The organism is Streptomyces sp. NPDC058534 (genome assembly GCF_042717365.1).
In the GTDB taxonomy this organism is placed as follows: domain Bacteria; phylum Actinomycetota; class Actinomycetes; order Streptomycetales; family Streptomycetaceae; genus Streptomyces.
This window is the reverse complement of the sequence record NZ_JBHXNW010000024.1, coordinates 75,161-99,155: the sequence shown is the minus strand read 5'-3', so window position 1 is coordinate 99,155 and position 23,995 is coordinate 75,161. Positions and strand designations below refer to the sequence as shown.

Annotated in this window: 24 protein-coding genes; 14 read left to right on the top strand and 10 right to left on the bottom strand. The window is 71.9% G+C overall.

Annotated features, from left to right (window positions below; all coding sequences use genetic code 11):
* Nucleotides 1-11: 11 nt before the first annotated feature.
* The 3 genes from ACFWR9_RS17425 to ACFWR9_RS17415 all read right to left on the bottom strand — a co-directional run bounded on the left by ACFWR9_RS17425 (nucleotide 12) and on the right by ACFWR9_RS17415 (nucleotide 1,233).
* Nucleotides 12-521, bottom strand: coding sequence for a MarR family winged helix-turn-helix transcriptional regulator (locus ACFWR9_RS17425; protein WP_383842406.1), 510 nt, complete (start codon nucleotides 519-521; stop codon nucleotides 12-14).
* A gap of 77 nt (nucleotides 522-598) precedes the next feature.
* A complete protein-coding gene (locus ACFWR9_RS17420; protein ID WP_383842403.1) occupies nucleotides 599-892 on the bottom strand; it encodes an MTH1187 family thiamine-binding protein in 294 nt (97 codons plus the stop codon).
* Nucleotides 889-1,233, bottom strand: a complete 345-nt coding sequence (locus ACFWR9_RS17415) for a DUF3817 domain-containing protein (protein WP_383842400.1) — start codon at nucleotides 1,231-1,233, stop codon at nucleotides 889-891. The genes ACFWR9_RS17420 and ACFWR9_RS17415 overlap by 4 nt, the downstream gene beginning before the upstream one ends.
* A gap of 184 nt (nucleotides 1,234-1,417) precedes the next feature.
* On the opposite strand from ACFWR9_RS17415, the gene ACFWR9_RS17410 reads away from it, so the two are divergent.
* From ACFWR9_RS17410 to ACFWR9_RS17395, 4 genes are all read left to right on the top strand, one after another.
* On the top strand, nucleotides 1,418-2,050 hold the full coding sequence (locus ACFWR9_RS17410; protein ID WP_383842397.1) for an AIM24 family protein: 633 nt from the start codon (nucleotides 1,418-1,420) through the stop codon (nucleotides 2,048-2,050).
* A gap of 2 nt (nucleotides 2,051-2,052) precedes the next feature.
* On the top strand, nucleotides 2,053-2,703 hold the full coding sequence (locus ACFWR9_RS17405) for an AIM24 family protein (RefSeq protein ID WP_383842394.1): 651 nt from the start codon (nucleotides 2,053-2,055) through the stop codon (nucleotides 2,701-2,703).
* Nucleotides 2,700-3,476 (top strand): AIM24 family protein, encoded by a 777-nt coding sequence (locus ACFWR9_RS17400; RefSeq protein WP_383842391.1) that lies wholly within the window; start codon nucleotides 2,700-2,702, stop codon nucleotides 3,474-3,476. The genes ACFWR9_RS17405 and ACFWR9_RS17400 overlap by 4 nt, the downstream gene beginning before the upstream one ends.
* Nucleotides 3,477-3,577: 101 nt before the next feature.
* Entirely contained in the window at nucleotides 3,578-4,054 is a 477-nt protein-coding gene (locus ACFWR9_RS17395; RefSeq protein WP_383842388.1) for a MarR family winged helix-turn-helix transcriptional regulator, read from the top strand.
* A gap of 83 nt (nucleotides 4,055-4,137) precedes the next feature.
* On the opposite strand, the gene ACFWR9_RS17390 is transcribed toward ACFWR9_RS17395, so the two are convergent.
* Together ACFWR9_RS17390 and ACFWR9_RS17385 are read right to left on the bottom strand one after the other, a co-directional pair.
* A complete protein-coding gene (locus ACFWR9_RS17390) occupies nucleotides 4,138-5,580 on the bottom strand; it encodes an ATP-binding protein (RefSeq protein WP_383842385.1) in 1,443 nt (480 codons plus the stop codon).
* Complete coding sequence (locus ACFWR9_RS17385) at nucleotides 5,577-6,245, bottom strand: response regulator transcription factor (protein WP_383842382.1); 669 nt, start codon at nucleotides 6,243-6,245, stop codon at nucleotides 5,577-5,579. Before ACFWR9_RS17385 ends, ACFWR9_RS17390 begins: the two co-directional genes overlap by 4 nt.
* 125 nt (nucleotides 6,246-6,370) lie before the next feature.
* On the opposite strand from ACFWR9_RS17385, the gene ACFWR9_RS17380 reads away from it, so the two are divergent.
* Nucleotides 6,371-7,093, top strand: a complete 723-nt coding sequence (locus ACFWR9_RS17380; RefSeq protein ID WP_383842379.1) for a PepSY domain-containing protein — start codon at nucleotides 6,371-6,373, stop codon at nucleotides 7,091-7,093.
* Here the strand turns inward: ACFWR9_RS17380 and ACFWR9_RS17375 are convergent.
* The 3 genes from ACFWR9_RS17375 to ACFWR9_RS17365 form a co-directional block, all read right to left on the bottom strand.
* Nucleotides 7,029-8,321 (bottom strand): MFS transporter, encoded by a 1,293-nt coding sequence (locus ACFWR9_RS17375; RefSeq protein ID WP_383842376.1) that lies wholly within the window; start codon nucleotides 8,319-8,321, stop codon nucleotides 7,029-7,031. The genes ACFWR9_RS17380 and ACFWR9_RS17375 overlap by 65 nt on opposite strands.
* 184 nt (nucleotides 8,322-8,505) lie before the next feature.
* Entirely contained in the window at nucleotides 8,506-9,462 is a 957-nt protein-coding gene (gene meaB / locus ACFWR9_RS17370; protein WP_383842373.1) for a methylmalonyl Co-A mutase-associated GTPase MeaB, read from the bottom strand.
* A gap of 90 nt (nucleotides 9,463-9,552) precedes the next feature.
* Complete coding sequence (locus tag ACFWR9_RS17365; RefSeq protein ID WP_383842370.1) at nucleotides 9,553-10,758, bottom strand: acetyl-CoA C-acetyltransferase; 1,206 nt, start codon at nucleotides 10,756-10,758, stop codon at nucleotides 9,553-9,555.
* A 149-nt stretch (nucleotides 10,759-10,907) separates the two neighbouring features.
* On the opposite strand from ACFWR9_RS17365, the gene mce reads away from it, so the two are divergent.
* The 7 genes from mce (at nucleotide 10,908) to ACFWR9_RS17330 (ending at nucleotide 20,928) form a co-directional block, all read left to right on the top strand.
* Nucleotides 10,908-11,348, top strand: coding sequence for a methylmalonyl-CoA epimerase (gene mce, locus ACFWR9_RS17360; protein ID WP_122616274.1), 441 nt, complete (start codon nucleotides 10,908-10,910; stop codon nucleotides 11,346-11,348).
* Nucleotides 11,349-11,581: 233 nt separating this feature from the next.
* Nucleotides 11,582-15,496 (top strand): polarized growth protein Scy, encoded by a 3,915-nt coding sequence (gene scy / locus ACFWR9_RS17355; RefSeq protein ID WP_383842367.1) that lies wholly within the window; start codon nucleotides 11,582-11,584, stop codon nucleotides 15,494-15,496.
* Between the two features lie 207 nt (nucleotides 15,497-15,703).
* Complete coding sequence (locus tag ACFWR9_RS17350) at nucleotides 15,704-16,639, top strand: cellulose-binding protein (protein ID WP_383842364.1); 936 nt, start codon at nucleotides 15,704-15,706, stop codon at nucleotides 16,637-16,639.
* A gap of 118 nt (nucleotides 16,640-16,757) precedes the next feature.
* Nucleotides 16,758-17,747 (top strand): ABC transporter ATP-binding protein, encoded by a 990-nt coding sequence (locus ACFWR9_RS17345; protein WP_383842361.1) that lies wholly within the window; start codon nucleotides 16,758-16,760, stop codon nucleotides 17,745-17,747.
* A 2-nt stretch (nucleotides 17,748-17,749) separates the two neighbouring features.
* The gene (locus tag ACFWR9_RS17340) at nucleotides 17,750-18,520 is read left to right on the top strand and encodes an ABC transporter permease (RefSeq protein WP_383842358.1); all 771 of its coding nucleotides are present in this window, start codon (nucleotides 17,750-17,752) and stop codon (nucleotides 18,518-18,520) included.
* Between the two features lie 276 nt (nucleotides 18,521-18,796).
* Nucleotides 18,797-20,062, top strand: coding sequence for an ABC transporter ATP-binding protein (locus ACFWR9_RS17335; protein ID WP_383842355.1), 1,266 nt, complete (start codon nucleotides 18,797-18,799; stop codon nucleotides 20,060-20,062).
* Nucleotides 20,059-20,928, top strand: a complete 870-nt coding sequence (locus ACFWR9_RS17330; RefSeq protein WP_383842352.1) for an ABC transporter permease — start codon at nucleotides 20,059-20,061, stop codon at nucleotides 20,926-20,928. The genes ACFWR9_RS17335 and ACFWR9_RS17330 overlap by 4 nt, the downstream gene beginning before the upstream one ends.
* 6 nt (nucleotides 20,929-20,934) lie before the next feature.
* Here the strand turns inward: ACFWR9_RS17330 and ACFWR9_RS17325 are convergent, their stop codons facing one another.
* Nucleotides 20,935-21,267 carry an ATP/GTP-binding protein gene (locus ACFWR9_RS17325; protein WP_383842349.1) on the bottom strand — a complete coding sequence of 111 codons (333 nt, stop codon included), beginning with the start codon at nucleotides 21,265-21,267 and terminating at the stop codon, nucleotides 20,935-20,937.
* A 193-nt stretch (nucleotides 21,268-21,460) separates the two neighbouring features.
* Here ACFWR9_RS17325 and ACFWR9_RS17320 point away from each other — a divergent pair, with 193 nt between their 5' ends.
* A complete protein-coding gene (locus ACFWR9_RS17320) occupies nucleotides 21,461-22,489 on the top strand; it encodes an LLM class flavin-dependent oxidoreductase (protein ID WP_383842346.1) in 1,029 nt (342 codons plus the stop codon).
* A 79-nt stretch (nucleotides 22,490-22,568) separates the two neighbouring features.
* On the opposite strand, the gene ACFWR9_RS17315 is transcribed toward ACFWR9_RS17320, so the two are convergent.
* A complete protein-coding gene (locus ACFWR9_RS17315) occupies nucleotides 22,569-22,961 on the bottom strand; it encodes an SCO5389 family protein (protein ID WP_055421911.1) in 393 nt (130 codons plus the stop codon).
* A 279-nt stretch (nucleotides 22,962-23,240) separates the two neighbouring features.
* Here ACFWR9_RS17315 and nucS point away from each other — a divergent pair, with 279 nt between their 5' ends.
* The gene (gene nucS / locus ACFWR9_RS17310; protein WP_064729874.1) at nucleotides 23,241-23,912 is read left to right on the top strand and encodes an endonuclease NucS; all 672 of its coding nucleotides are present in this window, start codon (nucleotides 23,241-23,243) and stop codon (nucleotides 23,910-23,912) included.
* Nucleotides 23,913-23,995: the final 83 nt, after the last annotated feature.

The following is a 23,995-nucleotide window of genomic DNA, read 5'->3' as shown; positions in this document are numbered from 1 at the left end:
ACGGGGCGGACCTACTCCGCCTGGAAGTCCCCCGCGGCGACCCGCAGCGGGCGGAGCATCGCGAAGATCTCGCCGCACTCCTCGGCGTCGTACGCGCCCAGGCCGAAGTCCATCGCCATGAGGTCGCGCGTCGCGGCCTCGACAACCTCGCGGCCCCGGTCGGTGATGGAGGCCAGGGTGCCCCGGCCGTCGTTAGGGTTGGGGCGCTTGTTCACCAGGCCGGACCGCACCAGCCGGTCGATGGTGTTCGTCACGGAGGTGGGGTGCACCATGAGGCGCTCGCCGATCTTGGACATCGGCAGTTCGCCCGACTTGGAGAAGGTGAGCAGCACCAGCGCCTCGTAGCGCGCGAAGGTCAGCCCGTACGGCTTGACCACCGCGTCGACCTCGGCCAGCAGGATCTGGTGCGCCCGCATGATCGAGGTGATCGCGGACATGGAGGGCACGCCGCCCCAGCGCTGCTTCCAGAGTTCGTCGGCACGGGCGATGGGGTCGAAGGAGAGACTGAGGGGCTTGGACACGGCACCAGACCTTACCGGCCGGTCATATGCCGGTCAGCCCCGTCTCGCCTTTCGATACCACCGCCCATGGCGTACGGCTACCCGGCTAGGTGTCGCTCCACCGTGTCCACCTTCGACGTGAGGCCGTCGCTCACGCCGGGGCGGATGTCCGCCTTGAGCACGAGAGACACGCGCGGCGCCCGCGCCTCGACGGCCGCGACGGCCCGCCGGACGACGTCCATGACCTCGTCCCACTCGCCTTCGACGGAGCTGAACATCGCGTCGGTACGGTTCGGCAGCCCCGACTCGCGGACCACCCGCACGGCGTCGGCCACGTACTCCCCGACGTCCTCGCCGACGCCGAGGGGCGTCACGGAAAAGGCGACGATCACGCGCCCACGATCCCTTCCTGGCGGGCGCGGGAGGCGATGACCGCGCTCTCGGCCTCACGCTTGAGCATGCGCTCGGCGAAGAAGCCGCCGGTCGGCAGGACGGAGAGGACGAAGTAGAGGGCGGCGGTCTTCAGCGGCCACTTGGCGCGGTTCCAGGCGTCCGCCCAGAAGACCACGTACAGCACGAAGAGGACACCGTGGATCATGCCCATCACCGGCACCGCGTTGAAGTCGGTGGTCCGCTTCAGTACCGAGCAGACGAGCAGCAGCAGGAAGGAGATCGCCTCGGGGCCCGAGACCAGGCGGAGGCGGCGGAGGGCGGAGGCGGTCTTGAGGTCCACGGGTCACCTTCGGAGGGAGAGATTCGCTGACGGCGCGGGCGGCGTGCGCTCCGCCTTGTGAACGGAAGCACAATCGTTCGCCCATTGTGGCAAACAGCGCCCTAAGGGGTGGACTCAGGGTCGGTCTCCACCCGTGGGCTCTGTTCTGTCCACCTGTGACGGGGCTACCTTCGCATTTGTGGCGATGTTCCGACTTCAAGGCAGCAAGGTACTCGCCGTCGACATGACCGGAGACGCCGTGAAGGCGAAGAACGGCTCGATGGTCGCGTACGACGGGGAGATGGCCTTCAAGAAGCTGAGCGGTGGCGGTGAGGGCATCCGGGGGGTGGTGACCCGGCGGATCACCGGCGAGCAGATGACAGTGATGGAGGTGAGGGGGCAGGGGACCTGCTGGTTCGCGGACCGGGCCTCGGAGATCAACCTCGTGGGTCTCCAGGGCGACAAGCTGTACGTCGAGTCGAGCAACTTCCTGGCGGCGGACGCCGGACTGCGCACCGGCACCAGCTTCACGGGGACGCGCGGCGCCTCGCAGGGCAACGGGCTGTTCACCACGACCGTCGAGGGGCACGGGCAGGTGGCGATCATGTCGGACGGCCCAGCGGTGGTGCTGCGGGTCAGCGCGCAGTACCCGCTGACCGTCGACCCGGGGGCGTACGTGGCGCACCAGGGGAACCTGCGGCAGTCCTTCCAGTCGGGTGTGACCTTCCGCACCCTGCTCGGGGAGGGCGGCGGCGAGGCCTTCCAGATCCGCTTCGAGGGCGACGGCCTGGTGTACGTGCAGCCGAGCGAGCGGAACACGATCGCGGGGGATGTCTGACGATGGCCTTCCAGGAGATGAACCACAAGGTGGTGCGGGCCACCGTGGCGCCCGGGCAGCGGCTGTTCAGTCAGCGCGGGGCGATGCTCGCGTACCAGGGCGAGGTGTCCTTCACCCCCAATCTGCGGGGCGGCCAGGGCGGCGTCATGTCGATGATCGGCCGTCGGGTGGCGAACGAGGACACCCCGCTGATGACCGTCGAGGGCAGCGGCACCGTGCTCTTCGGGCACGGCGGCCACCACGTCCAGGTGATCAACCTCGCCGGCGACACGCTGTACGTCGAGGCGGACCGCCTCCTCGCCTTCGAGGGCACCCTGGAGCAGGGCACGGTGTTCCTGGGCTCGCAGGGCGGCGTCATGGGCATGGTGCGCGGGCAGGTCAGCGGGCAGGGGCTGTTCACCACGACGCTGAAGGGCCACGGCTCGGTGGCGGTGATGGCCCACGGGGGCGTCTTCGAGGTCCCGATCACCCCGCAGCGGCCGGTGCGCGTCGACCCCCAGGCGTACGTCGCCCACCACGGCGACGTACGCAACAAGCTGTCCACGGCCATGGGCTGGCGGGACATGGTGGGGCGCGGCTCGGGCGAGGCGTTCCAGCTGGAGCTCAGCGGCAGCGGCACGGTGTTCGTCCAGGCGTCGGAGGAGAAGCTTTGAGCACGGTCCACCACGACCCGTCGACCCTGCCGGCCGACGACAACGTGAACCCGTACACCTTCTGTGTGGAGCTGAAGGGGAGCCAGTGGTTCCTGCAGAAGGGGAAGATGATCGCCTACTACGGGACGATCGATTTCAACGGCGTCGGGCACGGCCGGCTGGACCGTCTGGTGCGTACGTCGTTCCATTCGCCACTGCACGCGAGCGACTGGGTCGTGGCCGAGGGTTCGGGCAAGATGCTCCTCGCCGACCGGGCCTTCGACGTGAATTCGTATGACCTTGAGGACGGCAACCTGACCATTCGCTCCGGCAACCTGCTCGCTTTTCAGCCAAGTCTCGCGCTCAAGCAGTCGATCGTGCCGGGTTTTCTGACGCTGATCGGAACCGGAAAGTTCGTGGCCGCGTCGAACGGTCCGGTGGTGTTCATGGAACCGCCGATCCGGGTCGACCCGCAGGCCCTGGTCGGCTGGGCCGACTGCCCGTCCCCGTGCCATCACTACGACCACGGGTACATGACCGGCCTGATGGGCGGTCTACGTGCGATGACGGGGCTCGGCGGGGCCTCCGGGGAGGAGCACCAGTTCGAGTTCGTGGGGGCGGGGACGGTGCTGCTGCAGTCGAGCGAGGCACTGATGGCGGAGCAGGCCACGGGGGCTCCGCCACAGCAGGCGGGGGTGCCCGGCGGCGGGGCGCAGGGAGCCCGGGGAGGGCGTTCCGGGGTACCGGGGCTTCCCGGACAGCTGGGGGACCTCCAGCGCCGCTTCGGGCTGTGAGCGGTAATCTGCGGAGTGTGACATCGAACGCGTGCGCACCGTCACCGTCACAGAAAACCCCTCACTAGTTCGCCTTTCAACCTTTTAGGTAGACTTCATTCATGGAGACCGAGACGGCCACCCGCTGGCTGACCGATACGGAGCAGTGTGCTTGGCGCACCCACCTGGAGGTCAACAGGCTGTTGACGCACCAGCTAGAGAAGGACCTGCAGCCGTTCGGCCTGACAATGAACGACTACGAGATCCTGGTGAACCTCTCCGAGTCGGAGGGCGATCGCATGCGGATGAGCGACCTGGCCACCGCCACGATGCAGTCCAAGAGCCGCCTCTCCCACCAGATCACGCGCATGGAGAACGCGGACCTGGTCCGCAGGGAGAACTGCGAGTCCGACCGCCGCGGCCTCTACGCCGTCCTCACCGGGCACGGCATGGAGACCATGCGGAAGGTCGCACCGCACCACGTGGCCTCCGTCCGCAGGCACTTCATCGACCTGCTGGCCCCCGAGACCCTGACCGAACTGGACAAGGCACTCAAACCCATCGCGGAACACCTGCGCGGACAGCGAGGGCGTTCCTGATCCAGGGGCTGTCGTTCGGATCTTGCCGGGGTCGCGGGGCCTGGCACCGTTGCCTGGAGTCGGCCTGATCCGAACGACAGCCCCTAGGCGGCCGGCAGGCGGAGCTCGAACAGGGCGCCGCCTGCCGGCGCGTCGTGCACGGTGAGCGTGCCGCCGTGCCGCACGGCGACGTCGCGGGCGATGGCCAGCCCCAGCCCCGCCCCGCCGTCGTCGCGGCTGCGGGCGGCGTCGAGCCGTACGAACCGTTCGAAGATCCGCTCCCGGTCGGCCGCCGGCACCCCCTCCCCGTCGTCGGCCACCCCGACCACGGCCAGGTCGCCGTCCCGCCGCACGGACACCTCCACCGCCGAGCGGGCGTGCCGCTGGGCGTTGTCGAGCAGATTGGCCAGCACCCGGCCCAACTGCCCGCGCGAGCCGGCCACCGTCACCCCGCCGGCGACACCGGCGTCCTCCCGCACGCTCACCCCGGCCCGTCCCCCGGCCTCCTCCCGCGCCAGCGCCGCGAGGTCGACCCGCGCGTCGGCCGGCCGCTCCCCCGCGTCCAGCCGGGCAAGGAGCAACAGGTCGGCGGCGAGGTGCTGGAGCCGTACGGTGTCCTCCACCGCGCCGTCGAGGTCCAGCAGCTCGGGATGGGCGGCGGCCACCTCCAGCTGGGTGCGCAGCGAGGCGATCGGGCTGCGCAGCTCGTGCGAGGCGTCGGCGACGAACCGCCGCTGCCGCTCCACGGAGGTCTCCAGCGCGGCCAGCGTCTCGTTGGTGGTCGAGGCGAGCCTGGCCACCTCGTCGTGGGTGCCCGGCACCGGGACGCGACGGGCCAGGTCCTCGCTGGCGGTGATCGCGGCCATCTCCCGCCGGATGCCCTCCACCGGACGCAGCGCGCGCCGGGTGACCAGCCAGGTCACCCACCCGACGACCGCGAGCAGCACCGGGAAGCCGATCAGCATGACGGTCAGCGCGGTGTTCACGGCGCCGTGCTCGGCGGAGAGCGGGGCCCCGGCGTAGACGGTGAGGCGGCCCCTGTCGTCGGTCTTCACGGGGACGGCGGCGAAGCGGTAGTCCTCCGTGTCGCCGTCGATGGTCGCCGAACCGTCGCTGACGGTGGTCCGTTCGCCGATCTCACCCGCTTCGAGCGGCTCGCCCGCGTCGTCATCGTCGTCCGCGTCGTCCGCCTCGTCCGCGTCGCCGGTGCCGTCGGGCGAGGCGGCCGGCCGCGGCTTCACCGTCTCGACGCCGGTGCCGGTGATCCGCTCCAGGTCCTCACTGGCGGCGACCAGCGTGCCGTCCTCGTCGACGACCTGCACCGGGCGGTCGTCCACGTCCAGCGACAGGTCGGCGTACGGCGTCCCGACCGCCAGCTCGGTCGCGACCTCGCGCGCGGAGCGTTCGGCCTGGGTGCCGGCCTCGCCGAGCAGGTTGGAGCGCAGGGACAGCAGGACGGCGGCGCCGGCCGCGACGAGGGCGACGGCGACCACCAGGGTCGCGCCGAGCGTGGCGCGGGCCCGGACCGACCCGAAGAGGCGGCTCATCGCCCGCCCTCCAGGCGGTATCCGGCGCCGCGCACGGTCCGGATGAGCCCGGCGCGCAGCTTGCGGCGCAGGGCGCTGACGTACACCTCGACGATGTTCGGGTCGCCGTCGTAGGCGAAGTCCCAGACGTGCTCCAGGATCTCCGCCTTGGACACGACCTGTCCGGCCCGCACCACGAGCTGCTCCAGGACCGCGAACTCCTTCGCGGTGAGGGTGACCTCGTCCTCGCCGAGGAACACCCGGCGGGCGGCGGTGTCGACCTTGAGGTCGCCGTGGACGTGCACGGGCGAGGCCCCGCCGCCCTGCGCGCGGCGCCGCAGCAGCGCCTTCACGCGGGCGACCAGGACGACGTACGAGAAGGGCTTGGTGAGGTAGTCGTCCGCGCCCGTGTCCAGGCCCTCCGCCTCGTCGTACTCGCCGTCCTTGGCGGTGAGCATCAGGATCGGCACGTCGTGCCCGGCGGCGCGCAGGGCGGCGCAGACCCGGTAGCCGTTGAGGCCGGGCAGCATGATGTCGAGGATGACGAGGTCGTAGTCGCCCTCGCCGGCCCGGTACAGGCCCTCCATGCCGTCGTGGACGACGTCCACGGCGTACCCCTCGGCGGTGAGGCCCCTCGCGAGCGACAGGGCCAACCGCTTTTCGTCCTCCACGATCAACAGGCGCATATGTAAAGAGTGGCAAAACCAGGCTGAAGAACCCTTCAGGAGGCTTCAGCTCCGGCTCAGCGTCGGTCCGCGACAGTGAAGACGTCGAAAACGACTGCACTCTGGACGACTCGGGAGGAACCAGCATGAGGCGCAACATCGTGATCGCCGCCGTCACCGCCGCCGCACTGATCGGAGGCGGTACGGCGACGGCCCTCGCGACCACGGGCGGCGACGGCCGGGGCACGACGCCCCGGGCGGACGTGAGCGTGTCGGACGACGGTGGCGTACGGGACGAGTCCGACGACCACGACGACTCGGCCGACGACCACGACGACCACGACGACACCGCCCGTGCGTCCTCCGCCAAGGTGACGGCGGCCGGCGCCATCGCCTCCGCCCTGCGGGACACGCCGGGCACCGCCGTCTCCGCCGACCTGGACGACGAGGACGACGAAGGCGACGGCGACGACCGGCGTGAGCGTGCCGCCTGGGAGGTCGACATCCTCTCCGGCGACGGCACCTGGCACAGCGTCCGGATCGACCCGGCCTCCGGCAAGGTCCTCGGCTCCCACAAGGACGACGACGAGGACGACACGGCCGAGGCGCGGGCCGCCCTCAAGGGCACCTCCGTCACCGCGGCCGAGGCGGCGCAGGCCGCGGCCGGCAAGGGCACGGTGACCTCCGTGGACCTGGACGACGACGGCGACGACGACGGCGACGGCCCGGCCGCCTGGGAGGTCGAGACCCGTGCCGACGGCAAGGGCGAGCAGGACTGGCGGGTCGACCTGAAGACCGGCAAGATCACAGCCGACCGCTCGGACTCGGACGACTCCGGCTCGGACGACTCCGGCTCGGACGACGACTGACCGGCCCCGCCCACCTCGCGGACGCACCGCGGCGGCGCCCCGGCACCAGCGCCGCCGCCACCGCGACCGCGCCGGCCACCGCGAAGCACACCGGCAGCGGCAGTCGTTCCACCAGCAGGCCCACCGCGGCGGCACCGGCGGCCATGCCGGCGTTCACGGCCGTGTTGCACCAGGCACCCGCCCGGGTCCGGAAGCCGGGCGCCGCGCTCTCGTCGGCGATCAGGTACGCCGTCGTGAGCGCCGGTGCCACGAAGAGCCCCGCGCAGGCGACGGCCGCGACCAGCGTGCCGACGCCCGGGGCGAGACCCGCGGCGGCCAGGCTCACGCCGAGACCGGCCGCGAGGAACGGCAGCCGGGCGCGGGCGGACGAGGTCCAGGTGATGGCGCCGTTCAGCAGACCGCCGACCGCGCTGCCCGCCGACAGTGCCGCGAGCACCCAGGCGACGGTGGTGCCCCCGAGGTCACGCTGCCCCGCGTAGGCGACGGCGAGGAGGTCGACGGCGCTCACCGAGACGCCGACCCCCGCGGCGACGAGGACCGGCTGCAGCAGGGCCCGTCCCTGCCCGGCTCCACCTCGCCCGGCCGTCGGCGCGTCGTCCTTCTCCCGCCCCGCCGGTCGCGGGGCGTCCGCCGCCGGCGACGTGACGAAGCCGAGGGTGCCCACCGCCACCAGCACCGCGCTGAGCACGACGCCGACGGCCGGTGGGGCGAAGCCGACCACGACGCCGACCAGCAGCGGACCGGAGACGAAGAGCAGTTCCTCGGCGACACCGTCCAGGCTGTAGGCGCGCTGCAGCAGGGCGCGATCGGGGAGCATGTCGGCCCACACCGCCCGCATCGAGGGCCCGAGCGGCGGTGTGCAGGCACCCGCGAACGCGGCGGTCACGGCGAGCACGGCCGCGGGCACGCCCGGGCGCCAGCAGGCCGCCGCCGTCGCGCAGAGCAGGGCGGCGTACAGCAGGGCCATGGGGAGCAGGGCCCGGCGCGGGCCGTGCCGGTCGACCAGGCCGGCGCGGTAGGGGGACAGGAAGACGCTCGTCGCGCCGAAGAGCGCCATGACCAGGCCGGCCACGGCGTACGACCCGGTGGACCGGGTCAGGGCGAGCATCAGGGAGAGGGAGACCGTGCCGTACGAGAGCCGGCCGACGAGGGCGGCCGCGAAGGTGCGGCGGGCATGGGGGACACGGAGCACGGCGGCGTACGAGGGCCGCGGAAAGGGCGTGGACATGCGAAGGGTTCCTCTGCGGGAAGGCAACGAGGGGACGCCGAGGCGCGCGACGGCCGGATGCGGCGGTCGCGTGCGGGGCGGGCCCTATGCCATGAGGAGGAACATGCGGGTCAAGGTAGCAGCGCGGCTCCGTGTGCGCGCGGTCTTTTTCGGACGTCGGGCGTCAGCCGTCGAACGCCGGGCGTCAGCCGTTCGTCAGCCCCGCCACCAGTTCGTCCGCCGCGCGGTACGGGTCGAGTTCGCCGGCCACGATCCGTTCCGCCAGGGTGCCGAGGCGGCGGTCGCCGTGCAGGTCCCCGATGCGTTCGCGCAGGGTGGTGACGGCGATGGTCTCGACCTCGCGGGCGGCGCGGGCGCGGCGGCGTTCGGCGAGGACGTCCCGCTCCTCCATCCACGCGCGGTGCTTCTCCAGGGCCTCGACCACCTCGTCGACGCCCTCGGCGCGTGCGGCGACCGTCTTGACGATGGGCGGGCGCCAGTCGCCGGCGGCGCGGGCCTCGCCGAGGCCCAGCATGTGGTTCAGCTCGCGGGCGGTGGCGTCGGCGCCGTCCCGGTCGGCCTTGTTGACGACGTAGACGTCGCCGATCTCCAGGATTCCGGCCTTGGCCGCCTGGATGCCGTCGCCCATGCCGGGGGCGAGGAGGACGACGGAGGTGTCGGCCTGGGAGGCGATCTCGACCTCGGACTGGCCGACGCCGACCGTCTCGACCAGGATCACGTCGCAGCCGGCCGCGTCCAGGACGCGGATCGCCTGCGGGGCCGCCCAGGCGAGGCCGCCGAGGTGGCCGCGGGTCGCCATGGAACGGATGTAGACGCCGGGGTCGGAGGCGTGCTCGGACATCCGGACGCGGTCGCCGAGCAGCGCGCCGCCGGAGAAGGGGGAGGAGGGGTCGACCGCGAGGACGCCGACCCGCCTGCCCTGCTTGCGGTACGCCGTCACCAGCGCCGAGGTGGACGTCGACTTGCCGACGCCCGGCGAGCCGGTGAGACCGACCACGTAGGCCCCGCCGGTCAGCGGCGCGAGCGCCTCCATGACCTCCCTGAGCTGCGGGGACGCCCCCTCCACCAGAGAGATCAGCCTGGCCACGGCCCGCGGTCGGCCTTCCCTGGCCTGGGCCACCAGTGAGGAGACGTCCTGCATCACAGCTCCGTTCAGCTCCGTCCGACTAGGTTCGACTGCGTTGACTGCGTTGACTGCTTGACTGCGTTCCGTGAGACGCCGTACGGGCGCTCAGGCCTTCGGTACCCGGATGATCAGCGCGTCACCCTGGCCGCCGCCGCCGCACAGGGCCGCCGCGCCGATCCCGCCGCCGCGCCGGCCCAGCTCCAGCGCCAGGTGCAGCACCAGCCGGGCGCCGGACATGCCGATCGGATGGCCCAGCGCGATGGCACCACCGTTGACGTTCACCCTTTCGGTGGACACGCCGAGGTCCTTCATTGACTGCACGGCGACGGCCGCGAACGCCTCGTTGATCTCGATCAGGTCGAGGTCGCCGACCTCCAGCCCGTCCTTCTTCAGCGCGTGCCGGATCGCGTTGGACGGCTGCGACTGCAAAGAGTTGTCCGGCCCGGCGACGTTGCCGTGCGCGCCGATCTCGGCGATCCACTCCAGGCCCAGCTCCTGCGCCTTGGCCTTGCTCATCACGACCACGGCCGCGGCGCCGTCGGAGATCTGCGAGGAGGAGCCGGCGGTGATCGTGCCCTCCTTGGAGAACGCCGGCCGGAGCTTGCCCAGCGACTCCGCGGTGGTCTCGCCGCGGATGCCCTCGTCCTTGCTGAAGACCACCGGGTCGCCCTTGCGCTGCGGGATCTCGACCGGGGCGATCTCGGCGTCGTACACGCCGTTCTTCTGGGCGGCCGCGGCGCGCTGGTGGGACAGGGCGGCGATCTCGTCCTGGGCGCCGCGCTCGATGCCGAGGCGGGTGTTGTGCTTCTCGGTGGACTCGCCCATGGCGATGTTCTCGAAGGAGTCGGTCAGCCCGTCGTGCGCCATGGCGTCGATCATCTGGACCGCGCCGTACTTGTAGCCCTCGCGGGACTTCGGCAGCAGGTGCGGGGCGTTGGTCATGGACTCCTGGCCGCCGGCCACGACCACGTCGAATTCACCCGCGCGAATGAGCTGGTCGGCGAGGGCGATGGCGTCGAGGCCGGAGAGGCACACCTTGTTGATCGTCAGTGCCGGGACGTTCATGGGGATGCCGGCCTTGACGGCGGCCTGGCGGGCGGGAATCTGCCCGGCGCCGGCCTGGAGCACCTGGCCCATGATCACGTACTGGACCTGGTCGCCGCCGACCCCGGCGCGGTCCAGGGCGGCCTTGATCGCGAAACCGCCGAGATCGGCCCCGGAGAAGGGCTTCAGCGAGCCGAGCAGCCGCCCCATCGGGGTGCGGGCACCCGCGACGATGACGGAGGTCGTGCCGTTCGTTGCAGAAGACATGAGCTGCGATCCCCTTTTCCGGCCCGCACAGGCCGAGGAGTGAACGAGGGTTTACTCGAATGTACTGAGCGGTATCCCGCCCGTCACCCGGCGGTCGGTGTGATCGCGCGCACGTTGCGTAACCACCTCCGGAGCGCTGCACTGAATCCATGCTGACGCGAATCGACCACATCGGAATCGCCTGCCGCGACCTCGACACCACCGTCGAGTTCTACCGTGCCACTTACGGCTTCGAGGTGTTCCACACCGAGGTCAACGAGGAGCAGGGTGTCCGAGAGGCCATGCTCAAGATCAACGATACGTCGGACGGCGGAGCCTCGTACCTCCAGCTCCTGGAGCCCACCCGCGAGGACTCCGCGGTCGGCAAGTGGCTCGCGAAGAACGGCGAGGGCGTTCACCACATCGCCTTCGGTACGGCGGATGTGGACGCGGACGCCGCGGACATCCGGGAGAAGGGCGTACGCGTTCTGTACGACGAGCCCCGGCGGGGTTCCATGGGGTCGCGGATCACTTTCCTGCACCCCAAGGACTGCCATGGCGTACTGACAGAACTGGTCACTTCGGCGGCCGTTGAGTCACCTGAGCACTGACTCTCGTACATAGGGGCCGGTAGGGTTGGGCGCGGTCGCCGCTCAACCCAGGGTGACCCGGTCCTGTCGTCGGCGACGGCGGGATCGCCGGGGTCGTGTTTCGGGGGGCGGGCGACGGGGCAGCGGCACATGCTGCGCCGTTGATCTGACACCATTCCCCGGGGGCCCCGTCCGTCGGGCGGACGGAGCTCAGTCGGGAAGATTTGCGACCAGGGGACGGATGGGACCGCGCAGTGCGGGGCTACGAGAGCCAGGAGCGAGAGCCGGCGGCTGACGTCGACCACCTCTCTCGGTTCGAGGCCGAGATGAAGCGGCTGAAGACCGAGCGGGAAAAGGCGATCCAGCACGCCGAGGACCTCGGCTACCAGGTCGAGGTGCTGCGCGCCAAGTTGCACGAGGCGCGGCGCACCATCATGTCCCGGCCCGCCTTCGACGGCGGTGACATCGGGTACCAGGCCGAGCAGTTGCTGCGCAACGCGCAGACGCAGGCCGACCAGCTGCGCTCGGACGCCGAGCGGGAGCTGAGCCAGGCCCGGGCGCAGACCCAGCGCATCCTTCAGGAGCACGCCGAGCAGGCCGCCCGGCTCCAGGCGGAGCTGCACCAGGAGGCGGTGACCCGCCGCCAGCAGCTGGACCAGGAGCTGGCCGAGCGCCGGCAGACCGTCGAGTCGCACGTCAACGAGAACGTGGCCTGGGCCGAGCAGCTGCGCGCCCGCACCGAGCAGCAGGCCCGCCGCCTCCTCGACGAGTCCCGCACCGAGGCGGATCAGTCCCTGGCCACCGCCCGCACCGAGGCGGAGCGGCTGACCTCCGAGGCCCGGCAGCGGCTCACGAGCGACGCCGAGAGCGCCCGCACCGAGGCCGAGCAGATCCTGCGCCGCGCCCGCACCGACGCGGAGCGGCTGCTGAACGCCGCCTCCGACCAGGCCCAGGAGGCCACCGACCACGCGGAGCAGCTGCGCACCTCCACCGCCGACGAGTCGGAGTCCACGCGGCGCCAGTCCCAGGAGCTGAGCCGGGCCGCCGAGCGGCGCATGTCGGAGGCCGAGGAGGCGCTGCGCAAGGCGCAGACCGAGGCCGAGAAGGTGGTCGCCGAGGCCAAGGAGTCGGCGGCCAAGGCGCTGGCCGGCGCCGAGGCGACCAACGAACAGCGCACCCGTACCGCCAAGGAGCAGGTCGCCCGGCTGGTCGGCGAGGCCACCAAGGACGCGGAGAACACGAAGTCCGAGGCCGAGCAGCTGGTCGCGGACGCCCGCGCCGAGGCCGAGCGGATCGTCACGGCGGCCGCCGAGAAGGCCCGTACGCTCACCGCCGAGGAGTCGGCCACCCAGCTGTCCAAGGCGGCCAAGACCGCCGAGGACGTGCTGATCAAGGCGTCCGAGGACGCCAGGCGGACCACGAAGGCCGCCACCGAGGAGGCCGAGCGGATCCGCACCGAGGCCGAGGCCGAGGCGGACCGGCTGCGCGCCGAGGCGCACGACATCGCCACGGAGCTCAAGGGCGCGGCGAAGGACGACACCAAGGAGTACCGGGCCAAGACGGTCGAGCTGCAGGAGGAGGCGCGCCGGCTGCGCGGGGAGGCCGAGCAGCTGCGCGCCGACGCGGTCGCCGAGGGCGAGAAGATCCGCGCCGAGGCCCGCAAGGAGGCCGTGGCGCAGATCGAGGAGGCGGCGAAGACCGCCGAGGAGCTGCTCGCCAAGGCCAAGGCGGACGCGGACGAGCTGCGGCAGACCGCGACGACGGACAGCGAGAAGGTCCGCACCGAGGCCATCGAGCGGGCCACCACCCTGCGCCGGCAGGCCGAGGAGACCCTGGAGCGCACCCGCGCGGAGGCCGAGCGGCACCGCGCGGAGGCCGCCGAGCGCGCCGAGGAGCTCCAGGCGGACGCCGAGCGGGCCGCCCGCGAGCTGCGCGAGGAGACCGAGCGCGCCGTCGAGGCCCGCAGGACGGAGGCCGCCGAGGACCTGACGCGGCTGCACACGGAGGCCGAGGAGCACCGCACCGCCGCCGAGGAGGCGCTGACCGAGGCCCGCGAGGAGGGCGGGCGGCTCCGCCGGGAGGCCGCCGAGGAGAGCGAACGGCTGCGCGCCGAGGCCGCGGAGCGGATCCGTACGCTCCAGCAGCAGGCCGAGACGGAGGCCGAGCGGCTGCGCACCGAGGCCGCCGCCGACGCGTCCGCCTCCCGCGCGGAGGGCGAGTCCGTCGCCGTACGGCTGAGGTCGGAGGCGTCGAGCGAGGCCGAGCGGCTGAAGTCGGAGGCGCAGGAGAGCGCCGACCGGGTGCGCGCGGAGGCGCAGACCGCCGCCGAGCGCATCGCCGCCGAGGCGTCCGAGGCGCTGGGCGCCGCCCAGGAGGAGGCGGCCCGGCGCCGCCGCGAGGCCGAGGAACTGCTCGGGTCCGCCCGGCAGGAGGCCGGCCAGGAGCGCGAGCGGGCCCGCGAGCAGAGCGAGGAGCTGCTGGCCTCGGCGCGCAACCGCGTGGAGGAGGCGCAGGCCGAGGCGGTCCGGCTGGTCGAGGAGGCCGACCGGCGCGCGACCGAGATGGTGTCGGCCGCCGAGCAGCACGCGCAGCAGGTACGGGACTCCGTCACCGGGCTGCACGAGCAGGCCCACGAGGAGATCACCGGGCTGCGCAGCGCCGCCGAGCACGCGGCGGAGCGCACCCGGCACGAGGCCGAGCAGGAGGCGGACCGGGTCCGCGCCGACGCCCACGCGGCGCGGGAGCGGGCGGGCGAGGACGCCGGACGGCTGCGGCACGAGGCGCGGGAGGAGGCCGAGGCCGCCAAGACGCTGGCCGAGCGGACGGTGTCCGAGGCCATCACGGAGGCCGACCGGATCCGCGCCGATGTCTCGGAGCACGCCCAGCGGGTGCGCACCGAGGCCTCCGACGCCATCGCGGAGGCCGAGCAGGCCGCGTCGCGCACCCGGGCGGACGCCCGCGAGGACGCCAACCGCATCCGGTCCGACGCGGCGACGCAGGCGGACACCCTGATCACCGAGGCGAGCGCCGAGGCGGAGCGGCTCACCACGCAGACGGCGGCCGAGACCGACCGGATCCGGACGGAGACGGTCGCGGAGGCGGAGCGCGTCCGTACGGAGGCGTCGGGCGAGGCCGACCGGGTGCGGAACGAGGCGGGCGCCCGGGCCGAGCGGCTGCTCTCGGACGCCACCGGGGAGGCGGAGCGGCTGCGGGCCGAGGCCGCCGACACCGTGGGGTCCGCCCAGCAGCACGCCGAGCGGGTCCGCACCGAGGCCGACCGGGTCCGCACCGAGGCCGCGGCGGAGGCGGAGCGGGTCACCACGGCCGCCCGCGAGGAGGCCCAGCGCACCCTGGACGACGCCCGCAAGGACGCCAACAAGCGGCGCTCGGAGGCGGCCGAGCAGGTCGACACGCTCATCACGGAGACCACGTCCGAGGCCGACAAGCTGCTCTCCGAGGCGCGGCAGCAGGCCCAGAAGACCACCGCGGAGGCCGAGTCGCAGGCCGACACGATGGTCGGCGCGGCCCGCACCGAGGCCGGCCGGCTGGTCTCGGAGGCGACGGTCGAGGGCAACACCCGGGTGGAGAAGGCCCGTACGGACGCGGACGAGTTGCTGGTCGGCGCCCGCCGGGACGCGACCGCCATCAGGGGGCGCGCGGAGGAGCTGCGCGAGCGTCTCACGTCCGAGATCGAGGAGCTGCACGAGCGGGCGCGCCGCGAGGCCGCCGAGACGATGAAGTCGGCGGGCGACCGCTGCGACGCGCTCATCAAGGCCGCCGAGGAGCAGCTGGCCAAGGCGGAGGCGAAGGCCAAGGAGCTGGTGTCGGAGGCCAACTCCGAGGCGGGCAAGGTGCGCATCGCCGCCGTCAAGAAGGCCGAGGGGCTGCTGAAGGAGGCCGAGCAGAAGAAGGCCACCCTGGTCCGGGAGGCCGAGGAGCTGAAGGCCGAGGCGGTCCAGGAGGCCAGGCGCACGGTCGACGAGGGCAAGCGCGAGCTGGAGATCCTGGTGCGGCGCCGCGAGGACATCAACGCGGAGATCTCCCGGGTGCAGGACGTGCTGGAGGCGCTGGAGTCCTTCGAGACGCCGGCGGGGGGCAAGGACAACGGGGTGAAGGCCGGAGCCACGGTGGGCGCCCCACGTTCGGGTGGCAAGTCGTCAGACGGCTAGCGTCCGGGGCGGATTCGGTGTCTCCTGGAGATCTTTGGTTGACTGCCGACCGGACCCTTGACCAGAACTTTGGCAAGCCATCCGCGGGTCAGCCACTCAAAAGAGGTGTCATTCTCCGTATCAAACGCGCATCCGCTCGATGACACACCGCATTGGCGCCTAGGATTCCCTCTATCACCTCACCCGGTCTCTTTCGACAGGAACCCCATGAGCGACACTTCCCCCTACGGCTTCGAGCTTGTGCGGCGTGGGTACGACCGCGCTCAGGTGGACGAACGCATCTCCAAGCTCGTCTCCGACCGTGACAGCGCTCTCGCCCGCATCACCGCTCTGGAAAAGCGCATCGAGGAGCTTCACCTCGAGACCCAGAACGCCCAGGCCCAGGTCAACGACGCCGAGCCGTCGTACGCCGGCCTCGGCGCCCGGGTCGAGAAGATCCTGCGTCTCGCCGAGGAAGAGGCGAAGGACCTGCGCGAGGAGGCCCGGCGCGCGGCCGAGCAGCACCGCGAGCTGGCCGAGTCGTCGGCCCAGCAGGTGCGCAATGACGCGGAGTCGTACGCCGCGGAGCGCAAGTCCAAGGCCGAGGACGAGGGCGTCCGGATCGTCGAGAAGGCCAAGGGCGACGCCTCGCAGCTTCGTTCCGAGGCGCAGAAGGACGCGCAGTCCAAGCGCGAGGAGGCGGACGCCCTCTTCGAGGAGACCCGCGCCAAGGCCGCCCAGGCCGCCGCCGACTTCGAGACGAACCTCGCCAAGCGCCGCGAGCAGTCCGAGCGCGACCTGGCCTCCCGTCAGGCCAAGGCCGAGAAGCGTCTCGCGGAGATCGAGCACCGCGCCGAGCAGCTGCGCCTGGAGGCGGAGAAGCTGCGCACGGACGCGGAGCGCCGGGCCCGCCAGACCGTCGAGACGGCGCAGCGCCAGGCCGAGGACATCGTGGCCGACGCCAACGCCAAGGCGGACCGGATCCGTTCGGAGTCGGAGCGCGAGCTGGCCGCCCTGACCAACCGCCGCGACTCCATCAACGCGCAGCTCACCAACGTGCGCGAGATGCTGGCGACCCTCACGGGTGCCGCGGTGGCCGCCGCTGGTACGCCGGCCGAGGACGAGTCGGTCTCCCGCGGGGTGCCGGCCCAGCAGTCCCGCTGACGCGGGATACCGCGGCCGACCGGACAGGGAAACAGATACGGAAACAGATACGGAACAAGGACGAGGCCTTCTGTCACTGGGGTGGCAGTGGGCCTCGTCCCGTTCTAGCGTGGGCGCCATGATCGAGCTCGAGGGGCTGACCAAGCGGTACGGCGAGAAGGTGGCGGTCAACAATCTCTCCTGCACCGTCAGACCCGGCATCATCACGGGCTTCCTCGGCCCCAACGGGGCGGGCAAGTCCACCACCATGCGCATGGTGCTGGGCCTGGACCGGCCGACCGCCGGGGACGTGCGGATCGACGGCAAGCACTACGACCAGCTGACGGACCCGCTGACGTACATCGGGGCGCTGCTGGAGGCCAAGGCGTGGCACGGCGGGCGCAGCGCCTACAACCACCTGCTGTGCCTCGCGCAGAGCAACGGCATCCCGTCGGCCCGGGTGCGCGAGGTGCTGGACACGGTGGGGCTGTCGGCGGTCGCCAGGAAGAAGACCAAGGGGTTCTCCCTCGGCATGGGCCAGCGGCTCGGCATCGCCGGGGCGCTGCTCGGCGACCCGCGGATCCTGATGTTCGACGAGCCGGTCAACGGGCTCGACCCCGAGGGCATCCACTGGATCCGCAACCTGATGAAGACTCTGGCCGGGCAGGGGCGCACGGTGTTCGTCTCCTCCCACCTGATGAGCGAGATGGCGCTGACGGCGGACCACCTGGTGGTCATCGGCCAGGGCAGGCTGCTGGCGGACACCTCGATGGCCGACTTCATCGCGGAGAACTCGCGCAGCTACGTCCGGATCCGCACCCCGCAGCGCGAGCGGCTGCTCGACGCGTTGCACGGCGCCGGCATCGAGGTCGCCGACACCGACGCCGAGGTGCTGGAGGTGGACGGCGACAAGTCGGAGGCCGTCGGCGAGCTGGCGGCGCGCAACCAGGTCGTGCTGTACGAGCTGAGCCCGCAGCGGGCCTCGCTGGAGGAGGCGTTCATGCAGCTGACCGCGGAGTCCGTGGAGTACCACGCGCACGACGGGCAGCCGCCCGGCCCGGTGCCGCAGCAACAACAGCAACAGCGACAGCCGCGGCAGCCGTGGGGCAGCGACTGGAAGAGGGGATGAGCATGGCGACGGCACAGGTCGTCCGGTCGGAGTGGACCAAGATCCGTTCGGTCGCGTCCACGGTGTGGACGCTGTCCCTCGCCGTGGTCGTCACCATCGCCCTCGGCATGCTGATCTCGGCGCTGTCGAAGAGCGAGTTCGACGGCATGAGCGAGCGGGACCGGCTCTCCTTCGACCCGACCTTCATCAGCTTCGCCGGCACCAGCCTCGGCCAGTTGGCGATGATCGTGTTCGGTGTGCTGGTCGTGGGCAACGAGTACAGCTCCGGCATGATCCGCACCTCGCTGGCGGCCGTGCCGCGGCGCGGCGGCTTCCTGTTCAGCAAGATCGCGGTGGCCACCGTGCTCGCCTTCATCGTGGCCATGATCACCAGCTTCGCGACGTTCTTCCTCGGGCAGGCGATGCTCGGCGACCTCAAGGCGTCGATCGGTGACGCGGGCGTACTGCGCGCGGTGATCGGCGGCGGCCTCTACATGACCCTCATCGCGATGTTCTCGATGGGCGTCGCGGCGATGTTGCGCTCACCGATGCTGTCGCTGGGCATCCTGATGCCGTTCTTCTTCCTGATCTCCAACATCCTGGGCAACGTCCCGGCCACGGAGAAGGTCGGCCGCTTCCTGCCCGACCAGGCCGGCAGCAAGATCATGCAGGTGGTCACCCCGATCGACGACGACGTCCCGTACGGCCCGTGGGGCGGCCTCGGCATCATGGTCCTGTGGGTGATCGCGGCCCTCGTCGGCGGGTACGTGGTGCTGAAGAGGCGGGACGCCTAGCGCCGTCCGGCGGGTCAGCCGGCAGGAAGGCGCCGGCGCGGCCAAGCCGTGCTACCTCTGCGCGCGACGACAACGCCGCAGGTGGGCGGGCCGGACCCCGCGTCCGCGGCATGATCCGCCGGACAGCCCCAGGGCTCGTCGGACCGGTGCTGAAAAGGTTCCGTGGGGCGTCGGATTTTGCCCGGGCTTGAACGGAACCGTCAGCGCCCGGATATCCTCCTAACCCTTACGGGGGCGTGTGCCCTGCTGTCCTGAACCTTTCGATGGGTGCGGAGCATGATCGAGGCTGTCGGCCTGACCAAGCGATACGGCGACAAGACCGCTGTGTACAACCTCTCCTTCCAGGTGCGGCCCGGTGCCGTCACCGGCTTCCTCGGGCCCAACGGCTCGGGCAAGTCGACGACGATGCGGATGATCCTCGGCCTGGACAACCCCACCGCGGGTCACGTGACGATCGGGGGCCACCCGTACCGCAGGCTGCCGAACGCCGCGCGGCACGTCGGTGCGCTGCTGGACGCCAAGGCGGTGCACGGCGGCCGGGCCGCCCGCAACCACCTGCTGAGCCTGGCCCAGCTGTCGGGCATCCCGGCCCGGCGGGTGGACGAGGTGCTCGGCGTGGTCGGCCTCCAGGACGTGGCCAAGCGGCGCTCCAAGGGCTTCTCGCTCGGCATGGGCCAGCGGCTCGGCATCGCCGCGGCGCTGCTCGGCGACCCCCAGGTGCTGCTCTTCGACGAGCCGGTCAACGGCCTCGACCCCGAGGGCATCCACTGGGTGCGCAACCTGATGAAGGCGCTCGCGGCGGAGGGCCGTACCGTCTTCGTCTCCTCGCACCTGATGAGCGAGATGGCGCTGACCGCGGACCACCTCATCGTCATCGGGCGCGGCCAGCTGCTCGCCGACATGAGCGTGAAGGAGTTCATCTCGGCCAACTCCGCCGACTTCGCGCGGGTGCGGACCCCGGACACCGACCCGCAGCTGCGCGAGAAGCTGACCTCCGCGCTGACCGAGGCGGGCGGCCACGTGCTGCCCGAGCAGGACGGCGCGCTGCGCGTGACCGGCCTCGCGCTCCCCTGGATCAGCGACATCGCGCACGGCAGTGACGTACGGCTGTGGGAGCTGTCGCCGCACCAGGCCTCCCTGGAGGAGGCGTACATGCGGATGACGCAGGGCGCCGTCGACTACCGGTCGACCGCGGACCAGAAGGCGGGGCTCCAGCAGCCGCTGCCGCCGGGCGCGCAGCCGCCGATGCCGGTGCCCGGCCAGGGCCAGCCCGGCTGGTACGCCCCGCCGCCGCCCCAGCACGGCGGTCAGCCCTTCGCGGCGCCGCAGGGAGCGCCGGGCCAGGCCCCGGCGGGACCGTACGGCGCCCCGGCCGCGCCGGGCGGGCAGCCGGCCAACCCGTACGCGGCTCAGCAGGCGCCGCAGGCCGCGCAGGCGCCTCAGGGGGTCGCTCCGGCCCCGGCGCCGCCCGCGGCCTCCCCCGAGCCGCTGTCGGCCTACGCGCCCGTCACCGACCCGACCAAGCCCGAGGACGCCCGATGAGCACGCCCCAGCCCCCGACCCCTCAGGCCGCCCCCGACTGGCAGGCGGCGCCCGGTTCGCCGTACCCCACCTACACGTCGCCGATCCCGGTGGTGCGCACGAGCCTCGCGCACGCGCTCGCCTCCGAGTGGACGAAGATCAAGTCGGTGCGCTCGACGATGTGGACGCTGGGCGTGTTCGTCCTGCTGGTCATCGGCATCGGCCTGCTGACCGGCGTGGTGGTGGCGAACTCGTCCTCCGACCTGGCCGGCGAGAGCGCGCTGAGCCTCGGCTTCTTCGGGCTGCTGCTCGGCAGCATCTGCGTCATCACGCTCGGCGTGATGACCACCGCCTCGGAGTACGGCACCGGCATGATCCGCACGACGATGACCGCCTGCCCCAGCCGCGGCCGGGTGCTGACGGCGAAGGCGATCGTCTTCTTCCTGGTGGCCTTCGTGGTGACCCTGGTCTCCGCGACGCTGATCGGCCTCGCGCACGTGGCCATGCTGGAGGGCAACGGGGCGGCCGAGCCCACCGGCGCCGAGTGGCTGAAGGGCACCGTCGGCGTCTCGCTGTACATCGCGCTGCTCGGCCTGCTCTCGCTGGCCGTCGGGTCGATCATCCGGCACTCGGCGGGAGCCATCACCATCATGATCGGCGTCCTGCTCGCGCCGCTGGTGATCGCGCTGTTCATGTTCTCGGAGTCCCTGAGGGACGTGCAGCAGGCGCTGTTCGAGTACTCGATCCCGAACCAGATGAGCATCTTCTACGCCAACTCGCTGTCCGAGTCCGGACCCTCGGGCTGGGACCCGCTGTGGATCGTGCTCGGCGTGACGGCGGCCGCGTTCGCCGGCGCCTTCGCCCTGCTGGAGAAGCGGGACGTCTGACCCCGCTCAGAACTTCGGCGCGTTACGGGACCGCTGCACCCGCGTGGTGCGGCGGTCCTTCGCGTTCCAGCACGCCTTGTGCCAGTGCCGGCGCTCGTCGACCCCCGAGTGCGCCCGCCAGGCCACCACGTGCGGGATGCCGTCCGGAATCAGCTGGTCGCAGCCCGGGCAGCGGTACGACTTCCCCTGCGCGCTCGCGCCCGCCACGTGCCGTACGTTCCACTCCTCGCCCTGCCAGTCCTCCGACGACTGCCAGCCGCCGTAACGGCCGGCACCGTCGTCCTCGGCGCTCCGGCCGGACGAACCGGTTCCGTTGGGTCGGTTGCGACGCGGGGACACAGGACACCTCACGGAGCTATACAGGAAGTACGGGCGGCGTCCAGCCTACGCGGCACGGACCGGGCCCTCCCGTGACGGCGGATTCTGCAGACAATCCGCAAATTCCGCCGTCCGGCCGTGTCCTCGGCACGTGTCACGCGGTTATGCGGTGTGGGGGAGCTCCGTGTCGGGGCCGAGGAAGCAGGAAAAGGCAATGCGCGTTGGAAGTTTCGTGTTGGGGGCCCAGTTCCCGGGCCAGGGTCAGGGGGAGGCGCTGCACCGCGCGGTCCGCTCGGCCGAGGTCGCCGAGGAGGCCGGGCTGGACACGGTCTGGCTGGCCGAACACCACTTCGTGCCGTACGGCACGTGCCCGTCGGCCGTGACGCTGGCCGCGCTGCTGCTGGGCCGCACCCGGCGCATCCGGGTCGGCACCGCGGTCAGCGTGCTGCCCACCGTCCATCCCGTGGCGCTCGGCGAGCAGGCCGCGCTGCTGCACGTCACGAGCGGCGGCCGGTTCTCGCTGGGCGTCGGCCGGGGCGGTCCGTGGGTGGACCTGGAGGTCTTCGGCGCGGGCCTGGAGGCGTACGAGAAGGGGTTTCCGGAGTCGCTCGACCTCCTGGTCCGCTGGCTGCGCGAACCGGCCGTCGGCACCTCGGGGGACCGCTTCAGTTTCCGCGAGGTGCCCGTCGTCCCGCGCCCCTCGGAGGCCCTCTCGGAGGCGGCGGGCCCGGAGGTCGTCGTCGCCTGCACCTCGCCGTCGAGCGTGCGGATGGCGGCCGAGCGGGGGCTGCCGATGCTGCTGGGCATGCACGTCGGCGACGAGGAGAAGGCGGAGATGGTCGCCCTGTGGCGGCGCCGCGCCCGCGCGGCCGGACGCCCGGCGGCCGAGGTCCACGCCGCGGCCCATGTCTCGGCCGGCGTCTGCCAGATCGCCGACCGGCGCACGGACGCGGCGGAGACCCTGCTCAAGGCGATGCCGGGCTGGCTGCGGCAGGGTCTTGGCGCCCATGTCACGGTGGACGGCCGGGCCCGGCAGATGCGCGACCCACACGCGTACACCGAACTGCTCTGCGGGCTGCACCCGGTGGGCACGCCCCGGCTCTGCGCGGACCGGCTGGCGGCCACGTCCGAGCGCACCGGCATCTCCCGCTTCGCGCTGCTCGTCGAGGGCTCCGGAGACCTCGCGGCGACCGAGGACAACGTACGGCGGCTCGGCGCCGAGGTGCTCCCCCAGCTCCGCTGAGGCCGTGGGCGGGGAGCTTGCCGCTCCGGTACAGAACTGCACCTCCCGCGTACGGAGCGGCAAGCGGACGATCGTGGCGTCAGCAGTCGCGGAACTCGGGCGACTGGTTCAGCACCTGGCTGCGCACCGAGGTGAAGCGGGTCAGTTTCTCGTCGACAGAGGAGTCCAACGGGAACACCGCCACCCGGTGGCAGTTCTGGAAGGCCAGCCGCACCCCGAAGTGCCGCTGCAGTGCACCGCGTATGGCGTCACTCGCGAGCGCACGCAGCAGCTGACCGCGCGCCTGCTCGTCCGGCGGAGGCGTCTGGTTGTCGGCGAACGCACCGCCGTCGACCTTCAGCTGTGCCACCAGGGAGCTGACCATCTCCCATGCGTAGGGCAGGGAAGTCCGGACGCAGTCGACGAAGGCTGCTTCGTCGACCTCGCCTCGCTCGGCCTGTTCGAGTAGGGCCGGTGAGACGTCGAGCGACATGGGTTCTCCTCTCGCACCCCCGACTGGCGGGGGTTGCCGGACAGTTGAGGGAGTCCGCGATACCGAACACGCTGCGTACACAGTTCGCGACCTCCCGTTCAATACCGTAAGCAACCGATCGTGACCGCACCAGGAGAATGCCGAGATGGACACCATCCCGTAGGCGCACAATCGGCCAGTGCGCAAGACGGGGCCAATGGGAGAAGTGGGACAGCCCACTGGGCGTCCGGGTACGGGCGAATCGCGTCGGGCCCGGCACGTCGAGTAGCGTTGCCGACCATGCGTCTCGTCATTGCCCGCTGCTCCGTCGACTACGCCGGGCGGCTCACCGCCCACCTCCCCTCGGCGCCCCGCCTGATCCTGGTCAAGGCGGACGGCAGCGTCTCGATCCACGCCGACGACCGGGCCTACAAGCCCCTCAACTGGATGTCGCCGCCCTGCACCCTGAAGGAGGGCACGGGCGAGGAGGAGGGCGTCTGGACCGTCGTCAACAAGGCGGGCGAGAAGCTCATCATCACGATGGAGGAGGTCCTCCACGACTCCTCGCACGAACTGGGCGTCGATCCCGGCCTGATCAAGGACGGCGTGGAAGCACACCTCCAGGAACTGCTCGCCGACCGCATCGAGACGCTGGGCGAGGGCTACACCCTGATCCGCCGCGAGTACATGACGGCCATCGGCCCGGTCGACATCCTGTGCCGGGACGCCGACGGCGGGACGGTCGCGGTCGAGATCAAGCGGCGCGGCGAGATCGACGGCGTGGAGCAACTCACGCGCTATCTGGAGCTGTTGAACCGCGATCCGCATCTCGCCCCGGTGCGCGGCGTGTTCGCCGCACAGGAGATCAAGCCGCAGGCGCGCGTGCTGGCCACGGACCGCGGCATCGGCTGCCAGGTGCTGGACTACAACGCCATGCGGGGCATCGAGGACGACAAGCTGCGACTGTTCTGAGCGGGGCGTCACGCACGACCGGCAGACAGCACGACGGGAGGGGCCGGGGGCGCGGGGGGGGCCGGGCCGCCCCGGTGTGTGTG